This is a genomic window from Sorangium sp. So ce1014 (assembly GCF_051521505.1).
Lineage (GTDB): Bacteria > Myxococcota_A > Polyangia > Polyangiales > Polyangiaceae > Sorangium.
In genome coordinates this window covers 2439445-2466395 of record NZ_CP150356.1, presented here as the reverse complement: position 1 = coordinate 2466395, position 26951 = coordinate 2439445, and the positions used below count along the sequence as shown (strand labels likewise).

Below are 26951 nucleotides of genomic sequence, written 5' to 3'. Positions count from 1 at the left end.
ATGACCACCTCGACCCTGATCTTCACCGCGATTCCGAACCCCACCGAGTCCGCCGCCGGGCTGCGGCTGACAGTGCTGGTCTCCCCGCGCCTCGAGGCGCGGATGGCCAGCGGCCTTCGCCTCGATCAGTTCGAGATCGGCACGGTTCCGTGGCCGTCGCGAGTCGCGGCGATGACGCTCGGCGTGAGGTTCGACGGAGGGCCGATGCTGCCGGCGCAGCTCGCGCCGCCGGCGCGCCCGGTTGAGGCCCGCGATCCCGCGATGTGGCAGGCGCTGTTCCCGGGCGACACGCCGGTCGCGCCCTATGTCTTCCAGGACGATCGCTGGCGCAAGCTGCGCAGCTTTCCCGCGGCGCATATCCACGAGCGGCTCCTCGATCTCTACCGCGACACCGCCCAGAGCTCACCGCATAGCTACCCGAGGCTCGATCCCGGCGCCGCTTCGCCCGGTAAGCTCGATCGCTTCACCTTCAGCCTCGGCACGCTGCCCGATCTGCTCGACGAACTCGCGTTCCAGGACTACGAGGACGCCTGCATCCTCGACCGGACGGAGACCGAGTATCAGCGCCCTCATTACGACGCGCTGCGGTTCTACACCCGACGCCCGCTGCGGCTGCCCAGCGCCGACGACCCGCCGCCACCACCGCCACCGATCCCCGAGCTCGATTTTCACCGGATGGTCTCGGTGCTCGCCGATCACCCGACGCTCCTGCGCAAGCTCGGCCTGGCGTTCGAGGTGATCGTGCCGGGCGTGAGCCTGGCAGCGCTGCCGACGCGGGGGACGGTGCAGCTGCATGCCGAGTGGCGCGGCCCGAGCTCCGCCGACAAGTTCCCGCGCATGCATTACGACACCTCGTCCGGAAGCTTCCAGCCGGCGCCGCGCGATCCGACGTTCTGCGACGGCGGCTACCTGCGCCTCGATCGCGCCGACCGCTTCCCGGTGATGGTGCTCGACATCGACGGCGCGGCGCTGAAGGTCGTCGATTTCGCGGTCGCGGTGCGCAAGGCCCTGACCGATCCGCAGCAACCACCGATCGCGGACACCAGCCTGCCGGCGCTGCGGACCGGCGGCTTCACGATCACGCACGCCGAGCGCTCGGCGTGGGTCGAGCAGCAGATCGGCCGCGGCGCGACGCTCAATGGCAACCTCGACAACGTCGAGCTGTGGGCGGAAGATGTCGTCCGCGGCTACCGGATCGACGTCCACTCGAACGGAGCGTGGTACTCGCTCTGCCGGCGCTGGGGCGCGATCCGCGTCGGCGAGCTGGCGCCGCTCCCTATCCCCGAGGCGCAGGAGGAAGAGGGGTACGTCAAGGCGGCCTCGGCCGCCTCGAACGAGCGCGCCAACGAGCTATATTTGCACGAAGCGATCGCGGGGTGGGACGGCTTCAGCCTCTCCGCGCGCCGCCCCGGCAAGGCGCTGGTCTTCACCGGCGATCCGGAGCACCCCGACGAGGTCCGGACGGTCGGGAACACGCCGGGCCCGAACATCGACGTGCGCACCGAATACCGCCCCACGCGGCGATCGCTGCCGCAGCTGCGCTTCGGCCGGAGCTACCGGCTGCGAGCGCGCCTGGTCGATCTCAGCGGCTCCGGCCTGCCGCACACGGATCCGGCCGAGGAGAGCGCGACGTCGGAGCACCTCTACCAGCGCTACGAGCCGGTGGCGTCCCCGGTGCTGGTGCTGCGCTCGCCGATCACCGAGGGCGAGTCGCTCGAGCTGATGGTGATCCGCAGCACGCCGGGGATGACACCCGAGGAGTACGTGGCGAGCGGGCCGGTGAGGGGCGCGCGCTACCCGAGCCGCAACGAGCGCCACGTGCTGCCGCCCAAGACCTCGCAGGCGATGGCCGAAACCCACGGCATGTTCGATCCAGCGTTCACCTCGACGGCGCTGGCGCAGGTCTATTACCGCGTCGCGCTCAAGGAAGAGGGCACGCTGCTCGATCGCGAGATCATCGATATCCGCACCGGCACTAAGATCGCCGTCAAAGCTCTCCGGCTCCACAACCCGTCGGGCGTGCACACCGATCAGCCCCTCGCGTGGCCGGCGCGGCGCGGCGATCCGTTGCTGCCCGGGCAGTACGTGACCCACGGCGGCGAGGAGGTGCGTATCCCGTACCTGCCCGATCCGCTCGCCGCGGGCCTCGCGCTCTTCGAGCCGGCCCTGCCGGAGGCCGTCGTTCAGCGGACCTATCCGGTGCTGCCCGGGCCGTGGCCGGCCGGGCTCGCCGACTGGCCGGAGAAGCAGTCGCTGCGCGTGATCCTGCGCGGCACCACCGGCAACGCGATCGTCCGGGATGCCTCGGGCGGCGATCCACGGACGGTGATCTTCGAGGTGCCGCAGGGCCACAAGCACACCCTGCGCTACAGCTCGCTCATCCCCCAGGCGCGGCTGCCCGAGATGGCCGTGTGGAACCTCCTGGGGCCGGCCAGCCAGATGGTGCACGAGCGCCTCGTGCTCGCCGGCAAGCACTGGATGCTCACGCCGTACCGCGAGCTCACGCTGGTGCACGCGGTGCAGCGGCCGGTGACGCCGCCCCGGTTGGTGACGACGCTCGCCCGTAACCCGGGGGAGACCTTCGTGCGCTTCGAGGGGCACATCGACTGTCACGGCTGGAGCACCAGCCACATAGATATCCGGGCCAGCTGGGCTGATCCGATCGATCTGCCGAGCGAGCCGGCTCCCCGCATGGTCACGCATGCGGCCGAGGCGTTTCGCGTCCCCGTCGCGTACGCCGAGACCAGCGTCGCGGTGCCCCGGACAGCGCCGGTCCAGGAGCGAGCGCTCCGCATCTCGCCAGCCGGAATACCCTACCTGCACGTCACGACGACGCCCCAGACACGGTCCGGGTTGCACGAGTTCGGCGACACCAAGCACCACTCCGTCACTTATCGACCCGTGGGCACCACTCGTTACCGGGAGTACTTCCCGGCCGAGCTGATCGCCAGTCCGGCCAACCTCGAGAGCCTCGGTGAGGAGCCGTGGGTGGCCTCCGCCCGGGCGAGCACGCGCCCGGAAAAACCGCAAGTGCTCTACATCGTGCCCACGTTCGCGTGGGAGACGGCGACCAACGGTAAGCGCACCCGGCGCGGCGGCGGCCTGCGGATCTATCTCGACCGGGGGTGGTTCTCGTCGGGCCGGGAAGAGCGGCTTGGCATCCTGCTCGCCCCCTATCCGTGGAGGTACCTAGAGCGCTTGAAGCCCTTCATCTCGCTCTGGGGCCGCGATCCGATCTGGAGCGCGCCGGCGCCGGACGCGCTCTCGCTGGAACATGTCGCCGGCCTGGGCGAGAAGACGCACTGGTTTCCCGAGCTGGACGGCGATCCCGAGGTCGATCGCCTGGTGGTCGCGGAGGCGGTCCGGCTCTACGAGCCCGGGAGAACGGCAGAAGAAGTTCAGCAGGAAGTACGGGTACTTGGCGTGGTCCCAGCGTTTCACGCCGAGCGCCAGCTGTGGTACTGCGACCTCGAGTTCGATCCGCAGCGAGGCTACTTCCCGTTCATCCGTCTGGCGCTGGCGCGCTACCAGCCCAACGCGATCACCACGCCCGAGCTGTCGCTCGAGCTATCGGAGACCGTGCTCGCGGAGTTCGCCCAGATCGCGCCCGACCGCGCCGCGACCCTCGTCGTCAGCCCCGACTCCGTCCTCGTGCAGCTCTGGGGGATCACCGCCGGCAACGGCCTGGAGCAGCTGGGCAGTCCGCCGGAAGGCCCGAGCAATGCAGGCGCTGCTCACCGCGTCCGCGCGCGGATCGAGCGTCGCGACGGCGGTGACCAGGCCGGCGATCTCGCGTGGCGTCTGGTCAGCGGCCCCGTCGATCTCCCGGCCACCTGGAACGACGAGACCACCGGCGAGGCCACCTGGGCGGGCAGCGTGCCGCTGCCACGCCAGGAAGGCCGCGAGGAGTACCGCGTCGTCCTCGTCGAGTCGGAGATATACGACACCGATCCTCCGGGCATGCTCGCGACCCGCGAGCGCGTGTCCTACCTCGACGCGCTCAAGATCGTCCGCTGAGAACCACCGCCAAGAACGATGAAGGAAGCGCATCATGTCCAACGCTCTCTCCCGAGACTTGACACTCTTCGCCGCCTGCGCGGCGCCGTTCGTCCTCGGCAGCTGCTGCTCAGAGAGGCCTCCAGGACCGGGCGGCAGCGGCGGATCGAACGAGCCCACAGGCGAGGTGCCGAGAGGGCGCCTGGTCGAGGTCATCGCCACCGAATACCACCTCAACCCGAGCCGGATCTACGCCGAGCCTGGCGAGACGCTGACTCTCGCTCTGCGCAATGAGGGCACGAGCCTGCACAACCTCGAGATCGATCTCGGCCAGGGCGACCGGCGCGCGTTCCGGTGGAGCATCTACCCGCACGACACCGACACGATGACGCTCACCGTCCCGACCACGTCGGGTGATTTCCCGTATTACTCTCCGATTGGCAATCACCGTGGGCTCGGGATGGGGGGGACGCTCACTGTCGCACCCGCGCCCCAGGTACGGCTCTGCGAGGTCGCCTCCGGCCTCACCGCTCCCGTGGCTATGGTCGTACCCCCGGACGGATCGGGGCGGCGATTCCTCGTCGATCAGATCGGCGTCATTCGTATCCTCGGGGCCGACGGGACGCTCCGTGGCCGCCCGTTCCTCGACGTCCGCAACCGGATGGTGAAGCTCGCCGCCGACTACGACGAGCGCGGCCTGCTCGGCCTGGCGTTCCACCCAGGGTATGCGCAGAACGGGCGCTTTTTCATCCACTACACCGCTCCACGGCGGCCGGAGGCGCCCGAGGGGTTCGACACCACCCTTCACGTCTCCGAGCTCCACGCGTCCGCGACCGACGCCGACAGCGCGGATCCGGCGTCAGAGCGCGTGCTGCTCGCGATCGATCACCCGCAGAAGAACCACGTCGCCGGCATGATCGCTTTCGGCCCCGACGACGGCTTCCTCTACATCGCCGAGGGCGACGGCGGCGGTAGCGGCGATGTCGGCCCCGGCCACGCCAACGTGATAGGCAATGCCCAGGATGTCACCACGCTGCTCGGCAAGATCCTGCGCCTCGACGTCGATCACGGATCGCCATACGCCATCCCGGCGGACAACCCCTTTGCCACGTGCGGAGGCGCGCCCGAGATCTACGCCTGGGGCTTCCGGAACCCATATCGGTTCTCGTTCGACGCCGGCGGCGCTCATCAGCTCTTCGTCGGAGACGCCGGACAGTGCATCTGGGAAGAGGTGAGCCTCGTCGAGCGCGGCGGCAACTACGGCTGGAACGTTCTCGAGGGCACCCACTGCTTCGCGGCGGACCCGTTCTACGCGGCCCTCCGCACCTGCCAGCAGACCGATACCCGCGGGCAGCCCCTGCGCTGGCCGGTGATCGAGATCCCCAATGCGCACCAGCCAGGCGGATACGCGGCGGCGATCATCGGAGGCTATGTTTACCGGGGCGCGAAGATCCCCGAGCTCTCGGGACACTACGTGTTCGGCGTCTGGAGCCGGAGGCGCGACCAGCGCGACGGCGCGCTGTTCATGGCCAGCGCCGGGACGCCGTCCACCGATCTCTGGGCGGTCCGGCGCATCCAGTTGCAGGGGACGCCGAGCGGAAACGTGGGCCGCTACGTGCGCGGGTTCGGCCAGGATGAGGAGAACGAGCTCTACGTGCTCACGTCGGAGGTCGCGGGACCGTACGGTGCCACAGGCCGGGTCTTCCGCGTCGCCCCGGCCGGCGCCTGATGATCGCGTAGGCGGAAACGACGATCCAGGATCCTCCGGGGGCGTTACCGGGCGGGTCAAGCCTCCTGGCGCGGATGTCCGCATATCCCTGGCAAAGACCGGACCTACGTGGGGCTCGGTCGTGTAGCCGATCTTCACCTCGACGGTCGGCGCAACGTAGCCGCTCCGCCGACTGCGTTGTTGACATAACCAGTTTCGGCGGCAGGTTACGCGGTGCCGGAAGCGAGCAGTGCCCTCCTCGGCGTACAGGAGCGAGCGATGCCAGGAAGCAGGGATCTGGTGCAGCTGCCCGCAGCGCTGTCGACGCATCGAGAGCATCAGAGGCGTGGGAAGTATCCGAGCGAACTGCGAAATCGGGCGGAGATGTACGCCCAAGAGCGCTGGCGGGGGCGACGCCGACCGAGATCGCCACGGAGCTCGGTCTCCGCAAGATCACCGCCGATCGATGGGTATCTGGAGGTGAGCGTGCGGAGGAGGGCGCGTTGCCAGCAATCCCGAAGGTGGTGGATATTTCCCCGCTCATGTCCGTCGTGGTGCGCCCGGAGCGCCGAGAGACGCAGCTTTTGCGGCTCAAAGTCGCGTTTGCGGATGGGACGCAGATGCAGGTATGTGGGATCGGCACGCGCGACCTCGTGGAAGCGTTCGAAGCGCTGCGGAGGGGACGGTGACCCCCGCGACGATAGCGTACTATTTGGCGGTCGGTCCGGTGGACTTACGGGGCGCGTTTGTAGAGCGTCAGTAAAAATGGCTCTCCCGCACTTTCGAAGGGGACAAGCGAGGTGTTCCTTAGAGCATGATCGCGACGAACGGGTTGCCTCGATGTCTTCCTTCTCGAACTCTACGAGCGTCCCTTGAACATGGCCGATATCCTACCCAGCGGCCCAATCCAAGCCATGCCGGGTGCTGGCTCGGCTGCTCTCGGCATTTCCAGTTTCAAGGCTGTACTGATCGGAGATGCTCATGCTGATGAACCCGTGACGGCCGCCCTGAAACCTGAGCTGAGCCGAGCCATGGCGAAGGGCGAAGAGAGATGGTAATCTCTGGAGCAGCGTCTCGTCGCACTGACAGCTCGCAACACATCGACCAGAGCTCCATAGGATCACCATCGGAGCCGCAGGTCAAGAAGTGATTTTGATGGACGTGGTCAGGAAAATGTTGCCAAGGGATGCCTTGTACTCGCCGCGTTCACCAGAATACCTCATTCGCTCTTCAAGGCGCCCCTCACGCCACGTAGCCGACTCGATCACGACCTTGCGCCTGCTCTTCGCCCTCGTGGTGATGCGTTGGCTCCCGCGGTGCCCTACATGCAACACGGCGCGTGTCTCGATGCACAACCTGCACGTCTAGGAGCGCGCCCGCCGCGCCGCGTGACGCAGCAATACTAGTCGACCGCCGGTCCAGCCCGACCCCTGCCGCCGTGCTTGCGCATTCGTGCATCAAAATGGCCTAATGCAGCGACATTTCGGGTTCTCCTCGATGCATACGCCGCCGATGTGCGTTTCGCAGTGACAATAGCAGTCGGGCTTCAAAGGCGGTATACATGAAATTTCGCAGGTCGTCTTCGAGATAATGCCACAAGGCACAGAGGTGCAGGAGTTCGCGGCGAGCGACAGCTCGACCTCCGCAGTCGCTTCGTCGGGCTGCTCCGCCGGTGAATCCGCCGGCGGATCTGCCGAGGCGTCCGGCGGGCTGCCGAGGGCCAGGCATCCTGCGACGAGCGCCGCGCCCAGGGCCAGGGCCAGCTGGATTCGGCTGATTAGCGACTTGTTCATACTTCCTCCCGATGTTCGGTGATCGGCAGCGGCGCATTGCCGTAACACGACGAGGAGGAGTGCAACCCGAGTGCCAGCTCTCGCGTGGGATAGGTAAATCGCGATGCGAGCTGCACGGTTCCGGTTATCGCCTCGTCGTCAACTTCTTCCTGGCCAGGTGAACGGCGATGCCGATCAGCCAGCGCTGGAGGACGCGCCGCGGATGGAGGCCGGACTCCGGCCGGTAGCGTCCCTCGCGGACGGCCACGACGGCGCCGATGAGGCGCTCTTGGAGCACGTCGTCGCGATCCCGGGCGGGCACGCCGAACCTGGCGAGCATGGCGCGCAGCAGGCCGCTCTCGGCGAGGACTGCCTCCGGCGGGATCGTGACCGACGGCGGCTTTGTCGGCGCGGCGGGCGGGCGCTTGGCCCCCCTCCGCCGCTTGCTCACCGGGCCCTCCCATGTTCAGCCGGGCCGGCGGGCGTTGAGGAGCCGCCGGACTCATCGGACGATCAGTGCGGGCGTTGGCCTCGACCAACGGCGCGCGCTTGCTCGCCCGTACGATGCTGACGGCGAGCCGAGTAGCTGACTGACCGCCTCGTGAACGACCGGGGCTGCCAGCAAGACCCCGAGTGCGACGGCGCGGCTCAGGGGGCGGTGAGCGAGGCTGCCCCGCAGCCCGAGGTGACGGCTCCATCATCGCGAGCTCCCCGGGCCCGAAGTTCGGTGGTTGGACCAAGCCGCTTCGCGGCAGCTCCTGCCCCTGCTGAGGCCGACCGCGACGACGACCGCGGCTCCGACGGCGACCGCGATGAAGGCGCCTCCCTCGCGCCCCGCGTAGGCCTCCACGAGACCCTGGGAGCCATGGACCTGGCGGCGGCGCTCGGGGCCGCGAGCGAGCGCGATGCTGACGCGGTGCAGGAGCTCGGTGTGAGGCTCAAGAAGATGCTGCGGGTCCTGCTTCGTTAAGCATTCCGGACACCGAGCCGCGGTTTCCTGCCGCGGCTCGGGTCCTTGTCTTCGCTGCGGTTGTCACGGCAGTCATTGCTGCCGCAGCGCGGCTTTTGCCGGTGTTCACTGCGAAAAAAAGCGCCCGGCGCAGCGCAGGACTGGCCGCCCGCCGCCTCATCCCCTGCCCACCCTGCCGCTCGCGACGCCCCTGCCCGGGCGCCGCGTCCACCAGGAGGGCAGCGATGGGACAGCTCCGCGATCGAATGGCCGAAGACCTGAAGCTGCGGCGATACAAGCCGGCGACATGCGACAATTACCTCCGCTGCGCACGGGCCTTCGTCGCTTACCACCGCAAGCCGCCGCAGCAGATGGGTCTCGACGAGGTGCGCGCGTTTTTGCTCTGCCTCGCCGAGCAGCGCAAGGTCGCGGAGGCGACGCAACACCAGTACGTGGCGGCGATCAAGTTCCTCTACGCCACCACGCTCGGGCGTCCGGAGGTCGCCGTCGCAATCCCCTGGCGAAGGTGCCCCAGAAGCTGCCGCCGGTCCTCAGCGGCACCGAGGTCGAGGCGCTGCTCAACGCGATCGGCTCGGTCAAGCAGCGCACGATCGTACTGACGGCGTACGGCGCCGGTCTGCGGATCGATGAGGTCTGCTCGCTGCGGGTCGAGGACATCGACGGCAAGCGCAACCTCATCCACGTCCGCAATGGCAAGCACGGGCGTGATCGGTACGTGATGCTCAGCGCCCCCGTGCTGACCGCGCTGCGCATCTACTGGCGGGCGGACAGACCCGCTGGACCGGAGCTGTTCCCGGGTCGCAAGCAGGGCTCGGTCATCTCGCACGAGGCGGTGCGCAGCGCGCTGCGCCAGGCGGCGAGGCGCTGCAAGCTGCACAAGCGTGTCACCCCGCACGTGCTGCGGCACAGCTTCGCTACCCACCTGCTCGAGCTCGGCACCGACATCCGCGTCATCCAGGTCCTGCTCGGCCACCGCTCCATCCGCACCACCGTCCGCTACGCCCGCGTCAGTCAGGCTCACGTGGGTCGCACCCGCAGCCCGGTCGAGGTGCTCGGCACCCAGGAGGCCAAGAAGAAGCTCGGCTGAGGTCGCGTGCACCCGCATCGCCCGACGCCACGGCCCGCGGCGACGGGTAGGCCTCGGCTCGAGGTCGCGGATATCGTCCGCGCCCACGGCGAGGCCTACCTGCGCGCCCACGCCGTCTCCGCCGCCCAGCGCAAGGTCCTGCGCGACATCGCTGCGTGCAGGACCGCGGTGCTGGGCGGCCATGTCGACGTGTGCACCAGCTGCGGCCACGAGCAGCCCTCGTACAACTCCTGCCGCAACCGCCACTGTCCCAAGTGCCAGAGCCTCAGCCAGGCCAGGTGGATCGCCGAGCGGCAGCAGCGCATCCTGCCGACGCACTACTTCCACGTCGTCTTCACGCTCCCGGCCGAGCTGCGCCCGCTGGCGCTCGTCAACCAGCAGACGGTCTTCGATCTGCTCTTCCAGTGCGGCTCGCAGACCCTGCTCACGCTCGGCCGCGACCCCAAGCGGCTCGGCGCCGACATCGGTGTCACCGCCGTGCTGCACACCTGGAGCCGCGATCTCAGCTTCCATCCGCACCTGCACTGCATCGTCACCGGCGGCGGGCTCTCACTCGACGGCTCGCGCTGGATCGAGGGGCAGCGCGGCTACCTTTTCCCTGTGCAGGTCCTCGGCAAGCTCTTCCGCGGCAAGTTGCTCGCCGCGCTTCGGCAGGCCTATGACGCCGGAGAGCTCGACCTGACCGGCGGGGCCGCCGCGCTGGCCAACCCCGCTGCCTTCGCTGCGCTGCTCGACGCGCTCTACCGCAAGCCCTGGGTGGTCTACGCCAAGCCGCCCTTCGCTGGGCCCGAGCAGGTCTTTTCCTACCTTGGTCGCTATACCCACCGTGTCGGGCTGTCCAATCACCGGCTGCGGTGGATGGATGAGCGCGGCGTGTGCTTCCGGACCCGCGGAGACAAGACCGTGACGCTCTCCGCAGAGGAGTTTTTGCGTCGCTTCCTGCTGCACGTGCTGCCTCATCGCTTCGTGAAGATCCGACACTTCGGCTTGATGGCTGCGTGTCACGCCACCACCACGCTCGAGGTGGCACGCACGAGGATCCTGGCGGCGCGAGACGCAGGGCAGCGCGCTGTCGGGGGAGATGAGCACCGGGAAGGCAGCTCTCACGAGCACGAGCCCTCTCCGCGCCACGTCGTCAAGGTCGACTGGTGCACGCTGCTCACCGCGCTCACGGGAATCGACCTGTCCATCTGTCCTCGCTGCGGTCAGGCCGCGATGGCTCGCCGCCCGCTGCCGTCGTGCGTCGTCGCCTCTTCCGCTGCTCCTCCGGACACGTCATGAGCATCGCTGGCCTGGGCAGGAGCAACAACACCACCTCCGTTACGCGGCGGTCAGGCATCGATCCGCCTTCTGCGCCGTCCACGTCGGCGGTGTGCCTGCTACTGGGCCTCCGTCGGCGCCGCGCTCGGTCTCGGCACGTCTGCGCCCAACGTCGTGGCGGCGGGATGCACCACGCGTGCGAGCCCCGCCGAGACCGCCCCCTCCTGCCTTCTCGGGCAGGATCTCCATAGCCCTCGCGACCGCCCCGCCCGGCCGCGAACCGGCCCGGTCCAACCCGACGTTTGCGGGACTGCGCCGGGACCTCGCCGCCGCTGCTGCTCAGGCGCAGTTCCGCAAACGCCTATTCGTTGGGCCGGGTTGGGTCGATGCCTTCCGAACGAGTGCGATCGGTGGTCTGGTGCCCCCCAATTCCCGGGTGTAGTGACGGATCGCGACGGTTCGCCACCGCAAATTCGTGCCTCCAAAAAAAGATGGGTCGCTGCCACCGTTCCGCCGCGCCGCCGTCCCCATCCGCGAGCGCACGGACTCGATCGCCCGCTCGCGCGGCTCGCTGCGCGCGAACAGCGCCGCGAATCGCCCAGGAAATCCCTCAACCCAAGACAGCCCGCGCCCCGCGCCCCGCCCTCACGGCGGCGCGATGAACCCCGCCGGCCCCGCCACGGCGGGGGACCTGTCGCCCCGGTAGCGCTCGAGCAGCGCGCGCCGCTCCTCCGTCCACCCGTTCTTCGGCGACGCCGCCTGCACGAGCGCCTCCAGCGCGAGCCGGCGCAGCCGCGGATCGTCGCTCCCCCGCAGCGCTTCCTCGAGGGGCGACGGGTACACGCAGCCCTGCACCGCCGCCATCGCCGCGACCATCGCGTCGTGGTGCAGCAGATCCCGCCGGCCGAGCTCGGAGAGCGCCTGCCCGAGCTCCCGCCACTGCAGCAGGCGCGCCGCGAGCCCGAGGTACTGGGGCACGGCCAGGGCGTCCGCCTTCAGCACGGCGAGGAGCCCCTCGCCGACCGCCAGGTGGTGCCGCGCGGCATAGGCGCCGAGCCGCGCCGAGAGCACGGGCAGGAACGCCACGAGGTGGCGGCGCCTCGACGAGAGCTCCCGGAGCCGCGCCACGACCGCCGCGACCTCGGCCGGCTGCATCCGGGCGAGCACGGCCGCCAGCGCCTCGGCCGCCTCCTCGGGCGTCGGCACGTCCAGGTGCGCGAGCAGCCGGAGGAAGAGCGCGCGCTGCTCGTCCCGGAGCGGCAGCTGCGCGGCGCGCCGGAGCAGGTCGAGCCGCGCCTCCGGCTCCGCCCGCCCGAGGATCGCGGCGAGCAGGCCCACGACGCGCGGCTCGGCCTCGGTCGAGAGCCTGCCGAGCGGGAGGTCCGCGAGCTTCGAGGCCACGATCCAGTCGGGATCCCCGACGGCGCGGTCGAAGATGTCCCAGGTCCCGGGCTTGTCGAGGTGGTCCCAGAGCGCCCGGAGCAGCGCGATCCGCACGTCGCGGTGGGTCTTCGGGCCGTCCAGCCGGAGCAGGTCCCGGTAAGCGTCGTCGCCGCCCAGCTCGCCGAGCAGGCGCACGACCTCCTTGGCCACGGTCACCTTCGTGGTCGGCACCGCCCGGAGCTCGGCGAGCACCCGATCCCGCGGCATCTCGGCGAACGCCTTCCGGAGCGCGTAGATGGCCCACCGCGCGCGGTCGTCGCCAAGGCACTCGACAAGGACGGGCACGCCCTGGCCGGCGTCGAGCCACGGCAGGCCCCGGATGGCCATCTCGCGCAGCGGCGGCCTCGGATCCGCGGCGAACGGCGTGATCGCCGAGGCGTCGACGTACGCGAGCCGGACCAGCGCGGAGACGGCGAACCGCAGCGTGGGGACGTCGCACCCCTCGTCCGCGAGCAGCGCGCGCAGGCCGACCGCGTACCGCTCCTGCTGCCGCGCCGTCCAGCGGCCGTGGCCCCCGCCGAAATCGAGCACCCAGCGCGTCCGGCCCGTCGCGAACCTGCCCGTCATGGGCCGGCCGTCCAGCAGCGGGTCGAGGAGATCCTGGCGCTTCCAGCTCACGTGCCGGGCGACGTCGCCGATCAGGACGAAGCTCGCGTCGTCGCGCAGGAGCGCGGGCACGAGCCGCGCGAACCGCGGCCGATCGTGGGCGCGGAGGAGCGCCAGCGCGCCGGCCGCGACGCCGGCGAACGGGAGCTCGCGGGACAGCCGCTCGAGCGCCTCGAGCAGCGGCACGACCACCCCGAGGCGGATGCCGAGGCTGTGGGCGAGCGAGAGCACCGCCCCCGCCCGCTCGCGGGTGCACCACGCGCCCGCGAGCTGCGCGAGCGCGGGGGTGAGCCGCTCGGCCTCGGCCCCCGTCAGCCCCTCGCCGAGCCCCGCCGTCGAGACCGAGCCGCGCACGGCGAGGATCCGCGCGATCCAGCGGGCGCCCCACGCGCCGTCGACGCGGAACAGCCGCACCACGAGCCGCTCCACGGCCGAGGCCGTGGCCTGGGACAGATCCGCGGCGTCGAGCGCGTCCTGCGCCACGGCGCCCACCGCCTCGAGGTGCTCCGGCCCGAAGCGGGCGAGCGGGAGCGCGGCGAGGGCGCCGATCATCGCGCGCCGCACCGGATCCTGCTCGAACTTGCGGGCCCGCACGCTCGCGAGGGCGTCCGCGAGCGCGCCCCGATCGTGCAGGACGCTCGCGAGGAGCAGCGCCTGCGCCTTCGCGCGCTCGTCGCCCTCGGGGTGCCCGAGGAGCGGCGCAAGGACCGTTTTGGCCTCGGCGAACGGCAGGAGGCGCGCGTAGCTCATCCGCCGGTCCGGCCTGGCGACGAGCGCGGGGCAGTCGACGAGGTGCCGCCGCGCCTCGCGCTCGCGCAGGTCGGCGGGCAGGGCGTCGAGCACCTCGGGCGCGATCGAGCCGTCGGCGGCCTGCGCGGCGCGCGACCAGCGCTCGAAGGCTCGCTCCCGGATCGCCTGCTCCTCGGCGGACTCGGCCGTCACGTAGCGGAACAGGAAGGCGCCGAAGCCCCCCCGCCCGCCGAGGAGGAAGGCCCGGAGGACCGCCCTCTGGTCGTCGGGGCGCAGCCGCAGGAACCACCGCGGGCCCCGCTTCCCGTCGCTCAGGGCGCCCCAGGCGTTGCGGATGAGGTAGTCGAGGCGCTCGGCGCCGAGGGCCGGCGCGCCCTTGTCGAAGCTCACGACCGCGAAGGCGCCGGGCGGCCGCGCGGGGCGGCCGCTCTCGTGGCGCGCCTTGAGGAGGTCGAACGTGGCGGCCGGGCGCGCGCGGGCCAGCACGCCGAGGGGGCCCGCGAGGAACGAGGGCTCCTCGCCGAGGTCGAAGAGGGCCCCGATCAGCGGGAGCGCCGCGTCGGGCGCGCGCCGGGCGAGCGGGACGAGCAGCGGCGCGAGGCGGTAGCGCAGCCGGACGTCGAGCGTTCGGGAGCGCGCGATCGCCTCCCCGAACCAGCGCGCCGCGGCCGCGGGGTGCCTGACGGCCAGCCGCGCGAGGCAATGCGGACCGCCCGCCTCGTCGAGGGCGTGCCGGTGCGCCGAGACGAGCGGCTCGGAGCCGAACGGGAGCAGATCCACGATCGCCGGATCGCGCCCCTGCTGGAGGCGCGCGCCGAGGAAGGCGTCCACGACCCCCTGGCGCTTGCGGCGGGCGAGCTGGGCCACCGTGCGCCGGAGGGCGCGCCGCTCGACGAGGGCGCCGAGCGCCGCGAGCGCCTGCGCGTCGTCGCAGAAGCGGGCCACCATGCGGCCCGCGCGCCGCCGGACGAGCCGGGACGGGTCCGACACGGCCGCGACGACGCGCGCGCCGTCTCCCGAGCCGTACACGGCCATGAGCGCGAGGAGGCGCTCGTAGGCCTGATCGCTGCCCGAGAGCGCGCCGAGGAGCGCCGCGGCGCCGGCGTCGTCGCCGCGCGCGGCGGCGCCGCCCAGCGCCACGACGCGGCGGACGCGGTCGTCGTGGGCAAGCGGCTCGACCTCGGCCAGGAAGGAAGCGATGTCCATGACGGCGATGCTACCGCCGCGAGGCGTGATCAGGGCAAGGTCGAACGCTCCGCCGCCCCAGGGCCAGGTGCTTTCAGGGCGTTCCCTGACACCCGGCGCGCGTCAATTCACGACGGGCACGAACTCCTCGCACGCCTCTTCGATCGCCGTCAGGGCGTTCGTGAGGCCGTCCTCGAGGTGCCCCTCGCAAAGATCCCAGAAGAAGCCACGGTTGTCGGCGGCGAAGGTGTCCACGAGCCGCTGCATGTCCTCGGCCTCGTTCGCGCTCCCATAGGCCCCCTCGCAATCGGTCCTCCCGCCGATGCCGAGGAACACGACGTTCTTTGCTTCGCCCTTCACGGCGACGAGCCGATCGTGGATCGCTTGCGGCTGCTGGCGCGGGACGGGCTGCTCGTCCTCATCGGTGATCGCCACCACCACGAGCAGCGCATCGTCGCGGAGGAAGCCCGCGTTCTCCTCGTTCGAGAACGGCGGCTCCAGCGAGGCGGCGACCGAGGACGCGGGCTGCTCGTCATCGTTGTTGCTGCTGCACTGGACATCGTCCGAGTAAACATCTGCGGCGCACTCGAACTCGGCGAGGAGGTCGGTGCTCGAGCTCTCCATCCACGCCTTTCCGCTCTGGAACGAGCACTCGCCCGCGACGCCGCGCGTGTGGAAATTTGCGGGCTGCGGGCAGGCGTCCAGCACGGCCGCGCGGAAGTCCTGGATGCCGCTGATATCGAGCAGCGCCTGCGCGAAGGCCGGGAACACGACCTCGCGCATCGATTGCTTTTCCTCACCCATGCTCGAGGAGTTGTCGACCGCGAACACGACATCGACGTGCTGGCACCCCGAGCCGTTCGGGCCGTTGCCCCCTGTCCCACCGCTCGCGCCGTTGGCCCCGTTGCCGATGGGGCCACCCCCCTGCCCGAAGACGCCACCCCCCTGCCCGAAGACGCCACTCCCCTGCCCTTGACCTCCGGCGCCCGGGCCACCGGCGCCCGGCGAACCGCTGTCCTGGTTTGTGCCCGCGCCCCCGCCGCACCCCACGAGACCCATCGTCCCTGCGCAGAGCGCCGCGCACCATGCCCTGAGCTCCATTCCTCACTCCTTCTTTTTTGGGGCGCCATGCCCTACCCATTCGTTGCAAGGTCCCATGCGACACCGATCGCCGGAACGATGATCGTATCATGCGCGCACCGCTGGCTCCAGGGGATCGGCCAAGAGCGGGGCGGACGAGCGCTCCTGCCGGGCCTTTGCGCAGACGGAAGAGGGGGGTCTTCACGCGCTTCACGCGCTTCACGCGCCTCACGCGCCTCACGCGCTTCACGCGCTTCATCTCCTGTACCGATGAGCTCGACGATTTATGAGCGCAACCGTCGCGCGGTATCGCAGGGCACCAGCACCACCGCGGCGGAGAATTCCTCGCTCGCGTACGTCCTGACGCCCGCGAGCCTCGACGGCATGAAATGCAAGAACACCGGCGACACAAAGGGCTCTTGGTCTTCAAGCCGTCCATGTACAAATCGCAGCGTGTTGCGTCCTGCGATCCGGCGGCGGCGGGCGACAGCTGTGTGGCGCGCGCCAAGGTCTTTTGCTGCGAGTCCTACCGAGCCAGCTCGAACACCCGCCGCCCCTACGTTCGCACGGGAAAGCGGTAGGCTCGAGGAGCCCCTGTTCGTCGCCCGGCGCTAGTCCCATCGCTCCGAGAGGACGGCCCGCATCCGGTCGATCCTGAGCGCGCGCTCGAGGGCGCGGCCCTCGAAGGCGCTGAGGAGGGCGGGCAACGCCTGCCGGGCCAGCGCCAGCAGCGCGCGGCGGCGGACCTCGGGCTCGAGCCTGCCCTCGGTGACGATCTGGCTGAAGGCGAGGGCGAGGATCGCCTCGTCGCGCATGAGCAGGCTGTACTCGTCCTCCTCGCCGAGGGCCTGGACCTCGGCCGCGTCCACGGCGTTCCAGTGGGCGTTGTCGACCTCCCAGCGGGCGAGGAGCGCGTCGAGGAGCTCGATGGGGCTCGCCTTCGGGTGCTCGTCGCGGAAGTCGCGGAACGCGGTGAGCGTGTCGTGCGCCGTCTCGTTGCCGAAGGGGGCGGTCACGTCGGTGAGCGACCAGAAGAACGGGTCGGCGAGCGCGGCGGCCGCGCGGGGGTGGCAGTCGTCGGGGGAGAGGTCGGGGAGATCGGGCGCTTCGGTCATGGAGAAGGGCTTTCGGTCGGGTGAGGCGCGTGCGCGCGCCGCCCCTACCTTACCGCGCCCGGGCGCCGCGGGTGGCCGCGGCGCGCACCTCCACCATCACTTCCCCCTCACTTCCAGCGCCACTTGCCCCGGCCCTTTCCCTTCCCCTTGCCCTTGTGGACGACGATGACCCGGCGGCCGTCGTCGTCATCGTCGTCGTGCACGATCACCGTGGGCTTGACGTTGACCTTCACAGCCCACGCGGTGGCCACCAGGATGGCGATCACCGGCGCGCTCGGGCCGACCACGATCACCGAGCCCGGACGGTAGCCGCAGAGGACCACGTCCGTGTGCCCGCCCTCCTTGAGCACCACCGTGATCTTTGTCGGGTTGACCTTCGCGTTCAGCTTGCCCGTGAAGTAAAGCCGATCGGGCCCGGGCGCGAGCACGAGGACGTCGGGGCCCGACGCCGTGTGGATGGCCAGCTTGATCTCGCGCTCGCCGATCGCGACCGGCTTGAGGTTGAGATCGAGCACGTAGACGCGCACGTCGCCCGTCGCCTTGTCGGCGACGATCTCCACGATGTCGTCCCCGACGGGCTGGAGCACCCCCCCGTTCGGGCCCTTCATGCCGTCGATCTTTGTCGCCTGGCTCTCCTTGGCGCTCTCCTGGAGCTCCCGGGTCCCGCCGCGCGGCACGTGCAGCACCCCCGTGAACGGCTCGCCCTTGACCTTGAACTCGTAGCTCACCTCGGTCAGGTCGTCCTCGAGCGGCGGGATCTTGGTGACCAGGACACCGCCCGATCTGGGCTCCGGCACGAGCTGCGCCGTCACGGGGGCGCCGTCCTTGCCAGGCACCTTGACCGTGAGGTTGCCCGACACGCCCTCCTCGATCGGCTTCCCCTCGCGGTCCTTCACGAGCACCGTGACCTTGCCGTCCTGGGCCACGGTCATGACCACGGAGCCGGGCTCGTGCTGCTCCACGAGCGCCCAGTTGTCCTCGAGGCTCTCCGCCGTGATCTGCGGCGACTTGCTGCAGGCGGGCGAGACGAGCGCCGTGGAGGCGACCGCGAGCGAGAAGAGCACGGAGCGGAGACAACCCTGGATTCTCATACATCCCTCTCTGGCAAAGCCTTGATCGAGCGCTTCAACGACGACTTCACACCTGCTTGCGGGTCACGGACCAGATGAAGCCGTCGTACCAGAAGTGCATCAGGGCGACGGTCTGCGTGAGCGACCAGAGCGCGCGGTCGTCCGCCGGCGCGAGCTCGGCCCAGACCCCGTACGCGAGGACGCCGCCGAGGAAGGCGGCGACCGCGATCGCCTTGCCGGCCCGGAGCGCGTCGAGGCGCAGCCGCCGGCGGAGGCGGCCGCCCTCCGACCACCAGACGAGCGCGAGGTACTGCACCGCGTGGAACAGGTTCATGATGAAGAAGGCCTGTCCCCAGGGGTTGAACCCCCACGCGTAGATGGAGCAGAGCCCGGTGCTCGCGAGCAGCCACACCTTGGGGAACGACACCCGGTAGCCCCGCCTGTACAGGGAGCGGTAAGCGAGCGCGTAATAGACAAGGAACAAGGTGCCTGCGGCGATGACGGCCTGGCTGATGGCGCGGTGGTGCGAGTCCATCAGCGCCGGGACAGCGGTGAAGAAGGCGGCGCCCACGTCCTCGAAGGCGTCGAAGCTCTGGACGTGAAGGAGCATCGTCGCGCCGGCCAGGATGGGGCCGACGTAGAGGAGCAGGTTGAGCCAGAGATCCAGCCGGCGGCCGAGCGCCGGCGCGTTCCCGGCGCGCGTGTCATAGATGCGCCCGAGGCCGAACGTCTGGAGCGCCGAGTGGTAGACGTCCCAGAGCACGACGAGGACCGAGACGCAGGCGACGGCCCACAGGGACAGCATCATCGCGGCGAACAGGGCGACCGGCGCCACGAGGAAGCGGAGCCGGTACTGCCGGAAGATGTCCGCGTTGCCGTGGCTCCGGAGGAGCACCGCGGCGAGGTGGCCGTGAATGAGCGTCCCGATGAAGAGCCCCGCCCACGTGACCTTCTCCCCGTGAAGCCGGAACCGCGCGTCGGTGAACGGCGTCCCGGCGATCAGCGCGCCGGCGCCGAGCGCGACGAGCGGCGGGAGCAGGAAGAAGGCCCAGTCGTACCAGGGACCGACGATGTAAACCGCCCTGCCCGCGGCGAGGAGCGCCGGAGACGCGGGCTCGGCCCGGGCGCTCATGCGGGACGCTCGACCGGGGCGGGCCGCGGCTCCGGAGCTGCCTGCGAGAAGCCGATCGTCCACCCTTGCACGCCGAGATAGTCGACGAGGGACACAAGGAAGAGATTCACCCCCAGCATCTCCAGCGACTCTTCCACGAAGTCGATGAGCGCGTAGACGAGGTTGTCGCTGCCGGCCTGCTCGGTCCAGTACCCGAGCGGCAGCTCCAGGGCGAGGGCGCCGGTGACATAGAGGCTTCCCGCGAGCAAGAACCGGCTCCGGGTGCCGCGCGGGAGGTGCGCGAGGAACCGGAGGTACGCGAGCCCGAACGCCGCCACGACGACGGCCGCCGGGATCACCCAGCTGAAGTACAGCACCCCGCCCAGATCGAGCCAGGAGCTCGCCGCTTCATGAATCTCCACGACCTCGTCGAGCGAGATGTACAGGAACGCCGCGGCGAGCCCCCACCAGTGCCTCACGAATTTTCCCGCGCGGCGGGCGCCGACAGCGATCGCCGCGAGGGTGAGAGAGCAGGCGAACAGAAGACACGATGTGTACCACGTGGGCACATTCTGCTCGTAGCTCAGCGAGAGCAGCGGGACGACACCACTGCGGCTCTTCAATCGGAGGATCGGCCTGAGCACCTCGACGGCGAGCCCGGCGCCCGCGACGGCCGCCAGCAAGGCGAACAGCGCTGTTTGCAGCCTGGCTCCCGAAAGGGTGATCTGCATCGACACAGGAACAGTTACGCGATCGCGTCAGCCGAGGTCTATAGTTGCGCCGCGGCGCGCCGGCGGCTCAGGAATCGACGCGAGCGGGCGACCGGGCGACCGGGCCGCGCGGGGGCTCGACATGCGCCTGTCAGCGGCCTGCGCCGCGCGCTGCCGGGAGGCCCTTCAGCGGCCGGGGAGCGGCAGCCCGGCGTGCGACGAGAGCCGGGCCATCGCGAGCTTCGCGGCGACGAGCGCCTCCTCCGGCGTGCGGCCCGTGGCCGAGAGGTGGCCCATCTTGCGGCCGGGGCGGGCGATCCGCTTGCCGTAGAGGTGGAGCCGGACGCCCGGGATCTCCAGCGCGGCCTCGAAGGCCGGCGACGCGCCGTCCACCCAGACGTCGCCGAGCAGGTTGACGATCGCGGCGGGGCGGACGACCTCGGTCGAGCCGAGCGGCAGATCGCAGACGGCGCGGACCGCCTGCTCGAACTGGCTCGTCGCGCAGGCGACCTCGGACGCGTGGTAGCTGTTGTGGGGCCGCGGGGCGAGCTCGTTGATGAGCAAGCGGCCGTCCCGGAGCAGAAAGAGCTCGACGACGAGCAGGCCCTCGACGCGCAGGCCGACCGCGAGATCGAGCGCGATCTGCACCGCCTGCCCGGTCACCGAGGCCGAGAGCGGGCCGGGCAGCAGCGACCAGTCGAGGATCTGGTCGCGGTGGTGGTTCAGGGCGGGCGGGTAGACCGCCAGCTTGCCGCTCGGGCTCCGCGCGACGAGCACCGACAGCTCGGCCTCGAGATCGAGCGCCTGCTCGACAACGCAACGCTGGCCGCCCAGCGACCCGAAGAGCGCCGCCGCCTCGCTCCCGGCGTCACCGTCGCCCGACGACGCGCCCCCCGAGAGCCGCAGCTGCCCCTTGCCGTCGTACCCGCCGACGCACGACTTCACGAAGCACGCCCCGCCCATGGCGCGCGTCGCCTCGAGGAGCTGCGCGCTCGTCGCGACCTCGCGGAAGGGGCCCACCGGGAAGCCGTTGCTCGACAGCCAGCTCTTCTGGACGCCGCGGTCCTGCACCATGGCCAGCACGTCGGCCGACGGGCGCACCGGCGCGAGCCGGGCGGCGGCCGCGAGCGCCTCCGTGGAGATCTTCTCGATCTCGAGCGTCACGACGTCGCACTGCGACGCGAGCTCGGCCGCCTGCGCCGCGTCGTCGAACGCGGCGACGAGGCAGCGATCGAGCACCGAGCGGGCCGGGCAGTCCGGGTCCGGGTCGAGGGCGTGGACCTTGTACCCGAGCGTGCGGGCGGCGAGCGCCGTCATGCGGCCGAGCTGGCCGCCGCCGAGAATACCGAGCGTAGAGCCGGGAGCGATGGGCATTTCCGAGGACCTGGGACGAGGCGGAGCGGGTGGAGGAGGAGGTTAGACGATGACCGCGTCGCGGAGGACCGCCGCCTCCTGGGCGCTGCGGAACGCGGCGAGGCGCTCGCGGAGCTCGGGGTGCTTGCCCGACAGGACCGCCGCCGCGAACAGGGCGGCGTTGGCGGCGCCGGGCTTGCCGATCGCCATCGTGGCGACGGGGACCCCCTTCGGCATCTGGACGATCGAGAGCAGCGCGTCCATGCCGTTCAGCGCCGTGGCGGGGATGGGCACGCCGATGACCGGGAGCACCGTCTTCGCGGCGACCATCCCGGGCAGGTGGGCGGCGCCGCCCGCGGCGGCGATGATCACCTCGATCCCGCGCGCTTCCGCCGTGCTCGCGTACTCGAACATCCGGTCCGGCGTGCGGTGCGCCGAGACGACGCGCACCTCGTGCGGGATGCCGAGCTGCGTGAGCAGCTCGCTCGTCACGGCGAGGTGCTCGTAGTCGCTCTTGCCCCCCATGATCACGCCGACCCAGGGCCCCTCGGTCGAGCTCGCTCCCATGTCCGTCGGGGCCCGGCCCTCGCCGGCCCCTCGCTGCGCCATCGTGCTCATCGTTCCACCGATCGCCGACTCATCGATACCATCCATCCACCCACCGAGACGCGGCGCCCCGGTCAGCGCGTGAGCTGCTCCAGCAGGCTCAGGCTCTCGCGCTCCTCCTCGCCGATCTCGCCGTCGGACGAGATCATCTCGCGCGCGGCCGCCAGGAAGAGCTGCCGGTGCGCGCGGGGGATCTGCATCGGATCGACGTCGTCGGCCACGGGCGGCACATCGAGCCAGCTGCGCACCTCCTTGGCCTCCTCCTCGTCGAGCTGGAGCCGCAGGATCATCTTGCGCACGAACTCGCGCTCCTGCTCGCGCACCTGGAGGTCGGCCCAGGCGAACGAACAGATGAACCGCATCAGCTGGAGGCGTTCTTGCCGAGTGAGCTTGTCGAGCATGGGCGAAGACTCTAGCCCGGATCAGCCGGCGTTCTGTGTGGAAATCGGCGCACGGCCCGCCGTAAGGGGATCCCCGCCGCGGCTCAGCGGCTCCGCGGCTCGGCGGCTCCGGCGGCCCGCCCGCTGGTCGCGGCTCAGCGGTACGGGCGAGCGACGCGCGGGCCGCGCAGGAGCGCCGAGAGGTGCAGCTGCGCGTCGAGCAGGTCGCGCAGGGTGGCGGGGTCCTCGAGCGGGGCCGGCACCGTGATCACGATGGCGTGCGGGGCGATGCGCAGCGCGTGCGTGCGGGCCCGCAGGCGCCTCACCGCCTCGCGCGCCCGGGGCGAGGCCGCGCGCAGCTGCTCGGGGTCGTCGGGATCGAGCGCCGCATCCAGGGGCGGATCGAGCACCAGCGTGACCTCGGAGCGCTCGGGGTGCGGGCCTCGCTCGAAGCACGTGTCGATGTGGAACGTGACGCCGTCGAGCTGCGCGTCGCGGATGCGCATGCGGCCCACCTCGAAGCGGCCGTGGACCTCGGCCGCGAACTGCTCCCAGGCCGGGCGCATCGCCGCCATGGGCGTGGGCGGCGGGATGCGCGCGGACGCGGCGCGGATCTCGACCGCCAGCGCGGCGAGGTGCTCCAGGAACGCGCCGAGCCAGGGCTGGTCGTGGCCGGGCGTGCGGGACCGGACCGACACGTGCTCGTCGTCGAGCCGGACATCGTCGAAGGCGAGCAGCGCCCGGCGCAGCGGCCCCGCGACGACGGCGCGGACCTGGCCGGGGTCGCGCCCGCGCACGCGGTAGCGGCGGCCGAAGCCCTCGTCGTCCTCGGACGCGAGCGCGAGCAGGAAGCGCTTCACGCCGACCTCCAGGTCGAGCCCCCACGACGGCCAGCGCAGCTCGCCGACGATCGCGCCGCTCGACGAGGCGCCCGCGTCGATCCACACGGACGCCGCGCAGCCGGCGAGCACGCCCGAGAGGCGCAGCTCCAGCGGGTCGAGCGACAGGCCGTGGCGCGCGCCGACCGTGCCCCAGACCCCGCGCCACCGCCCCGAGCCGATCTGCCGGCGCATCGCGCCGAGGCCGGGCGGCCGATCGAAGACGCCGAGCACGAGCGGCGTCGTGTGGACGATGCCGTCCGAGCGCGCGAGCTCGACGCGCACCTCGAGCCCCCAGAGGAGGGCGACCCACCCGGCGTCGAACGACGGCGCGACGGACCGGGGGATCCGGAACCGGAAGGGCAGCTCCCGCCCCTCGTCGCGGCTGTCCGCGCGGCGGAAGGCGGTGAAGCGGTGCGCCTCGGTCGCGCGGTTCGACGCGGCGGGGTCGACGCTGAGGAGCCGCTCGACGCCGACAAGCGAGATCTCGATCCCGCGCACGCTGCGGCCCTGCACGTTGCCGAGGGCCACCGCCCCCGAGATCTCGTCGCCCGGCGCGAAGACCTGATCGTCGAGCGAGACCTCGATGAAGGGGCTGTCGCCGCGCGCCGTGGTGCCGGCGACCGGCGACCGGGCCGGGCGCGTGACGGGGCACGGCGTGACGAGCACCTCGTACGACTCCTGGACGTCGAGCCACCACGGGATCGCGATGGAGAGCGTGATGCCGTAGCGGATCTCGGCGCGCGTGCCGAGGTACGAGCAGGGCGCGTCGGCCGGGAGCGGGAAGCTCGCGCGGTAGCGTTGCTCGCCCTCCGGGAGCGTCGTCTCCCCCGCGAGGCGGGCGACGAGCGAGAGGAAGTGGGGCGGCACGAGGACGCGCTCCTCGACGCGGGCGACCTGCATGCCCTCCAGGTGGAGCTCGATCGAGTCGACCGGCGTCCTCCCGCGGCTGCGGAGCACGAGCTCGACCTGGACGACGTCGCCCGGGTGGACGGTCCTGGACATCCGGAGCTCGACGTCGGGTCGGCTGCGCATGGAGAGCGGCTCAGCGCGGCGGGCGCGGGCTCACTTCACGAGCGGCGCCGGGACGGCGAGGCGGAGCGGCCCTCGGGGAGCGCCGCGCTCGAAGACCTCGCCGCGCCGGTCGGCGACGCCGAGGCGCATGAGGCCGTCCGCGCGCACGAGCGCGAAGGGGGCGCGCGGGACCGGCGCGTCGCGGGCCGAGCCGCCTCGGCCCGCGTCGAACGGGACGACGAAGACCGCGACGTCCTCGGCGCCCGAGGGGGGCGCGCGGGGCGGGGCGGCGTGGGCGCAGCGCACCGCGACCGAGGCGTTCCTGTCCTCGCCGGCGCAGCGGGCGAGCGCGCGGCGATCGGCGTCGGCGCCGCCCTGCGCGAGGTGGTCGGCGGCGGCGAGGCGGACCGCCTCGGCGGGGTCGCGCGCGAGCAGGTCCCGGGCCGCGGCGCCGTCGCAGCGCGCCCGGGCGACCGTGAGGCCGGCGAGCGCGTTGGCGCGCACGTAGGGGCGCGCGTCGGCGAGCGCCCCGCAGAGCGCCGCGGCCGCGCGGGCGGGCTGGCCGGCGCGGCCCGCGATGCGCCCGATCGCGCCCGCCGCGTTGCCCGCCACGGCGGCGTCGGGGTCCTTGAGGAGCGGCTGGAGCAGCGGCAGCGCGGCGCTGTCGTCCCCCACCGCGCCGAGCGACCAGACGGCGTTGGCGCGGACGCCCGGATCCGGATCGCCCGCGAGCTTGCGGAGCGCGGCGGCGGCCTCCGGGTGCCCGGCGAGCGCCTCGGCGATCTTGCGGCGGTCGTCGATGGGCGCCGCCGAGGCCATCCGCGCGAGCGCGGCGCCCGCGGCCTGCCCGGGCATGCGGCCGAGCCCTTCCAGCAGCGCGTCGCGCGCGGCGTCCGGGGCGCTCGCGATCGCCGCCGCGACGTCGTGGGCGAGGCCCTCGCCGCTGCCGTCCTTCGGGTCGTCCGCCACGCGCGACAGCGCGCCCGAGAGGGCGATGCCGAGGGCGCCTCGGTCCTGCTCGGCGGCGACGGTGAGGCGCTCGAGCAGCGCGCGCGCGATCGTGGGGCCGGCGACGCGGGAGAGCGCGACCGCTGCCCGGAGGCGCACGTCGGCCGACTCGTCGTCGAGCGCCTCGAGCAGCGCGGCGTCCACGGCGGCGCCGAGCTTCCCGGCGGCGCGCGCCGCGCCGAGCGCCTCGATCACGGCGAGGCGGAGCGGCGCGGAGCGGGCCTTCGCGAGCGGCAGCAGCACCTCCTGCGCGCGCGGCGAGCCGGTGCGCCCGAGGAGCTGGACGAGGGCGAGCTTCTCGTCGGGCGGGGTCGCCGGGTCGACGAGCAGGGCGCGCGCGGGGTCGACGGCGCGCCCGTCGGGCCGCGCGGGATCGAGCAGCGCGGTCGCGGCGCGGATCGCCTCGCGGCGGACCGAGGGGTCGACGTCGCCGAGCAGCTCGAGCACGCTGGGCAGCGCCGCGGGGTCGCCGAGCGCCCCGAGGGCGCGGAGCCCGTGCCGGAGCGGGACGACGCCCCGCTGCATCCCCCGGACGATCGCGGGCAGCCCTTCCCTGGCCTTGAGCTCACCGAGCACGAGGGCGGCGCCCGCGGCGGTGTTGGCCGACGGCGCGGCCGCGAGCGCGGCGACGAGCGCGGGGAGGGCGGTGCCCTTCGGAGCGCTCGCCGCGCCGCCGGGCGGGGCCGCCGGCGCGGGGGCCGCAGCCGGCTCGAGGGCCGCTGCCGGCGCGAGGGCCGCAGCCGGCGCGGGGACCGCTGCCGGCGCGGGGGCCGCTGCCGGCGCGGGGGCCGCTGCCGGCGCGGGCGTCACCGCCGGCTTCCCGGCGCTGACGAGGGCGTCACGGACCGCGGACCGCGGCGCCGCGGGGTCGTCCTTCGCGAGCGCCGCGAGCAGCACCTTCACCGCCGCGTCGGAGCCGATGCGGCCGAGCGCCCGGAGCGCCGCCTCCCGCACGTCGTTGCTCGAGGTGCCGCTGTCGGTCGGGCGCGCTCCGAGGAACGCGCTCGTGCCTGCCGGCGACGCCTCGACGAGATCGGCGATCGCGGACGTCGCCTCGTCCGAGCGCAGCCGGCCGAGGGCGCTCACCGCCTCGACGCGGACGTCCTGGGATGCGTCCTGGAGCGCGAGGATGAGCGCGCTGACGGCCCGCGCATCGCCGAGCTCTCCGAGCGCCCGCGCCGTGGCCCGGCGGACCTCCGGGACCGAGTCCTGCACCTTGCCGATGAGCGGCACGACGGCGCGCGTGTCGCCGATCCGGCCGAGCGCGCGCACGACCTCCGCGCGCACCTCCGGCGCGGTGTCATCGAGGTGGCCGAGCAGCGGCGAGACGGCGTCCGGGAGCCCCGCCGCGCCCATGGCGGCCGCGGCGGCGAGGCGGACGTGCGGGTCGGGATCGCCGAGCACCCGGCCGAGGGCGACGACGGATCGATCGGTGGGCGCCGCGCGGATGACGTCGCAGGCGGCGAGCCGCAGGCGCGCGTCGCCCTCGCCGAGCCACTCGATCACGAGGTCTCCTGCGCGCGGCATCCGGAAGCGCACGGCCGCCCCGGCGAGGGCCAGCCGCACCTCGACGTCCGGATCGCTCATGCCCTTCTGGATCAGCCCGATCGCCGTCTCCGGGGCGAGCTCGCCGATGCGGGTGGCGGCGAGGCGCCGCTCCGAGACGTCGCCCGACGTGAGCGCGCGCGCGATCTGCTCCGGCACGTTGGGCCAGAGGAACGCGGCGGCCTCCCCCGGCGCGAGCGCGGCGGCCGAGGCGGCGACGACGAGCAGGACCTGCGGGAGCCGACGCAGCGGAGAGACGGTACGGCGCACGACCCGAGCGTAATACAGCGAGCGCGGCCGCGTC

Annotated in this window: 18 protein-coding genes; 5 read left to right on the top strand and 13 right to left on the bottom strand. The window is 72.0% G+C overall.

Translation table 11 applies throughout. The annotated features are described in order from the left end of the window. Both WME75_RS09460 and WME75_RS09455 read left to right on the top strand, forming a co-directional pair. On the top strand, window positions 1–4017 hold the full coding sequence (locus WME75_RS09460) for a hypothetical protein (RefSeq protein WP_437488778.1): 4017 nt from the start codon (window positions 1–3) through the stop codon (window positions 4015–4017). Between the two features lie 34 nt (window positions 4018–4051). Next, the gene (locus WME75_RS09455) at window positions 4052–5725 is read left to right on the top strand and encodes a PQQ-dependent sugar dehydrogenase (protein WP_437488775.1); all 1674 of its coding nucleotides are present in this window, start codon (window positions 4052–4054) and stop codon (window positions 5723–5725) included. Between the two features lie 1436 nt (window positions 5726–7161). On the opposite strand, the gene WME75_RS09450 is transcribed toward WME75_RS09455, so the two are convergent. Further along, window positions 7162–7497 carry a hypothetical protein gene (locus WME75_RS09450; RefSeq protein WP_437488772.1) on the bottom strand — a complete coding sequence of 112 codons (336 nt, stop codon included), beginning with the start codon at window positions 7495–7497 and terminating at the stop codon, window positions 7162–7164. Between the two features lie 124 nt (window positions 7498–7621). Beyond that, window positions 7622–7927 (bottom strand): hypothetical protein, encoded by a 306-nt coding sequence (locus tag WME75_RS09445; RefSeq protein ID WP_437488771.1) that lies wholly within the window; start codon window positions 7925–7927, stop codon window positions 7622–7624. Between the two features lie 743 nt (window positions 7928–8670). On the opposite strand from WME75_RS09445, the gene WME75_RS09440 reads away from it, so the two are divergent. The 3 genes from WME75_RS09440 to WME75_RS09430 are packed head-to-tail and all read left to right on the top strand — an operon-like array spanning window position 8671 to window position 10814. Next, complete coding sequence (locus WME75_RS09440) at window positions 8671–9045, top strand: site-specific integrase (protein ID WP_437488768.1); 375 nt, start codon at window positions 8671–8673, stop codon at window positions 9043–9045. Then, entirely contained in the window at window positions 8952–9533 is a 582-nt protein-coding gene (locus WME75_RS09435; protein WP_437488765.1) for a tyrosine-type recombinase/integrase, read from the top strand. The genes WME75_RS09440 and WME75_RS09435 overlap by 94 nt, the downstream gene beginning before the upstream one ends. Before the next feature lie 6 nt (window positions 9534–9539). Further along, entirely contained in the window at window positions 9540–10814 is a 1275-nt protein-coding gene (locus WME75_RS09430; RefSeq protein WP_437488763.1) for an IS91 family transposase, read from the top strand. A 624-nt stretch (window positions 10815–11438) separates the two neighbouring features. Here the strand turns inward: WME75_RS09430 and WME75_RS09425 are convergent. The 11 genes from WME75_RS09425 to WME75_RS09375 form a co-directional block, all read right to left on the bottom strand. Then, entirely contained in the window at window positions 11439–14798 is a 3360-nt protein-coding gene (locus tag WME75_RS09425; RefSeq protein WP_437488761.1) for a hypothetical protein, read from the bottom strand. Window positions 14799–14900: 102 nt separating this feature from the next. Then, complete coding sequence (locus tag WME75_RS09420) at window positions 14901–15878, bottom strand: hypothetical protein (RefSeq protein WP_437488758.1); 978 nt, start codon at window positions 15876–15878, stop codon at window positions 14901–14903. Window positions 15879–16468: 590 nt separating this feature from the next. Continuing rightward, on the bottom strand, window positions 16469–16972 hold the full coding sequence (locus WME75_RS09415; RefSeq protein ID WP_437488755.1) for a hypothetical protein: 504 nt from the start codon (window positions 16970–16972) through the stop codon (window positions 16469–16471). A gap of 107 nt (window positions 16973–17079) precedes the next feature. Continuing rightward, entirely contained in the window at window positions 17080–18063 is a 984-nt protein-coding gene (locus WME75_RS09410; RefSeq protein WP_437488752.1) for a hypothetical protein, read from the bottom strand. Between the two features lie 46 nt (window positions 18064–18109). Then, complete coding sequence (locus WME75_RS09405; RefSeq protein ID WP_437488749.1) at window positions 18110–19174, bottom strand: hypothetical protein; 1065 nt, start codon at window positions 19172–19174, stop codon at window positions 18110–18112. After that, window positions 19171–19884 (bottom strand): hypothetical protein, encoded by a 714-nt coding sequence (locus tag WME75_RS09400; protein WP_437488747.1) that lies wholly within the window; start codon window positions 19882–19884, stop codon window positions 19171–19173. The genes WME75_RS09405 and WME75_RS09400 overlap by 4 nt, the downstream gene beginning before the upstream one ends. A 165-nt stretch (window positions 19885–20049) precedes the next feature. Then, the gene (purK, locus tag WME75_RS09395; RefSeq protein ID WP_437488744.1) at window positions 20050–21237 is read right to left on the bottom strand and encodes a 5-(carboxyamino)imidazole ribonucleotide synthase; all 1188 of its coding nucleotides are present in this window, start codon (window positions 21235–21237) and stop codon (window positions 20050–20052) included. A gap of 42 nt (window positions 21238–21279) precedes the next feature. After that, complete coding sequence (gene purE / locus WME75_RS09390) at window positions 21280–21783, bottom strand: 5-(carboxyamino)imidazole ribonucleotide mutase (protein ID WP_437494778.1); 504 nt, start codon at window positions 21781–21783, stop codon at window positions 21280–21282. Window positions 21784–21896: 113 nt separating this feature from the next. After that, entirely contained in the window at window positions 21897–22223 is a 327-nt protein-coding gene (locus WME75_RS09385) for a TerB family tellurite resistance protein (protein WP_437488741.1), read from the bottom strand. 134 nt (window positions 22224–22357) lie between these two features. Next, the gene (locus tag WME75_RS09380; RefSeq protein ID WP_437488739.1) at window positions 22358–24115 is read right to left on the bottom strand and encodes a hypothetical protein; all 1758 of its coding nucleotides are present in this window, start codon (window positions 24113–24115) and stop codon (window positions 22358–22360) included. A 30-nt stretch (window positions 24116–24145) separates the two neighbouring features. Continuing rightward, the gene (locus WME75_RS09375; RefSeq protein WP_437488736.1) at window positions 24146–26917 is read right to left on the bottom strand and encodes a HEAT repeat domain-containing protein; all 2772 of its coding nucleotides are present in this window, start codon (window positions 26915–26917) and stop codon (window positions 24146–24148) included. Between the last annotated feature and the right edge of the window lie 34 nt (window positions 26918–26951).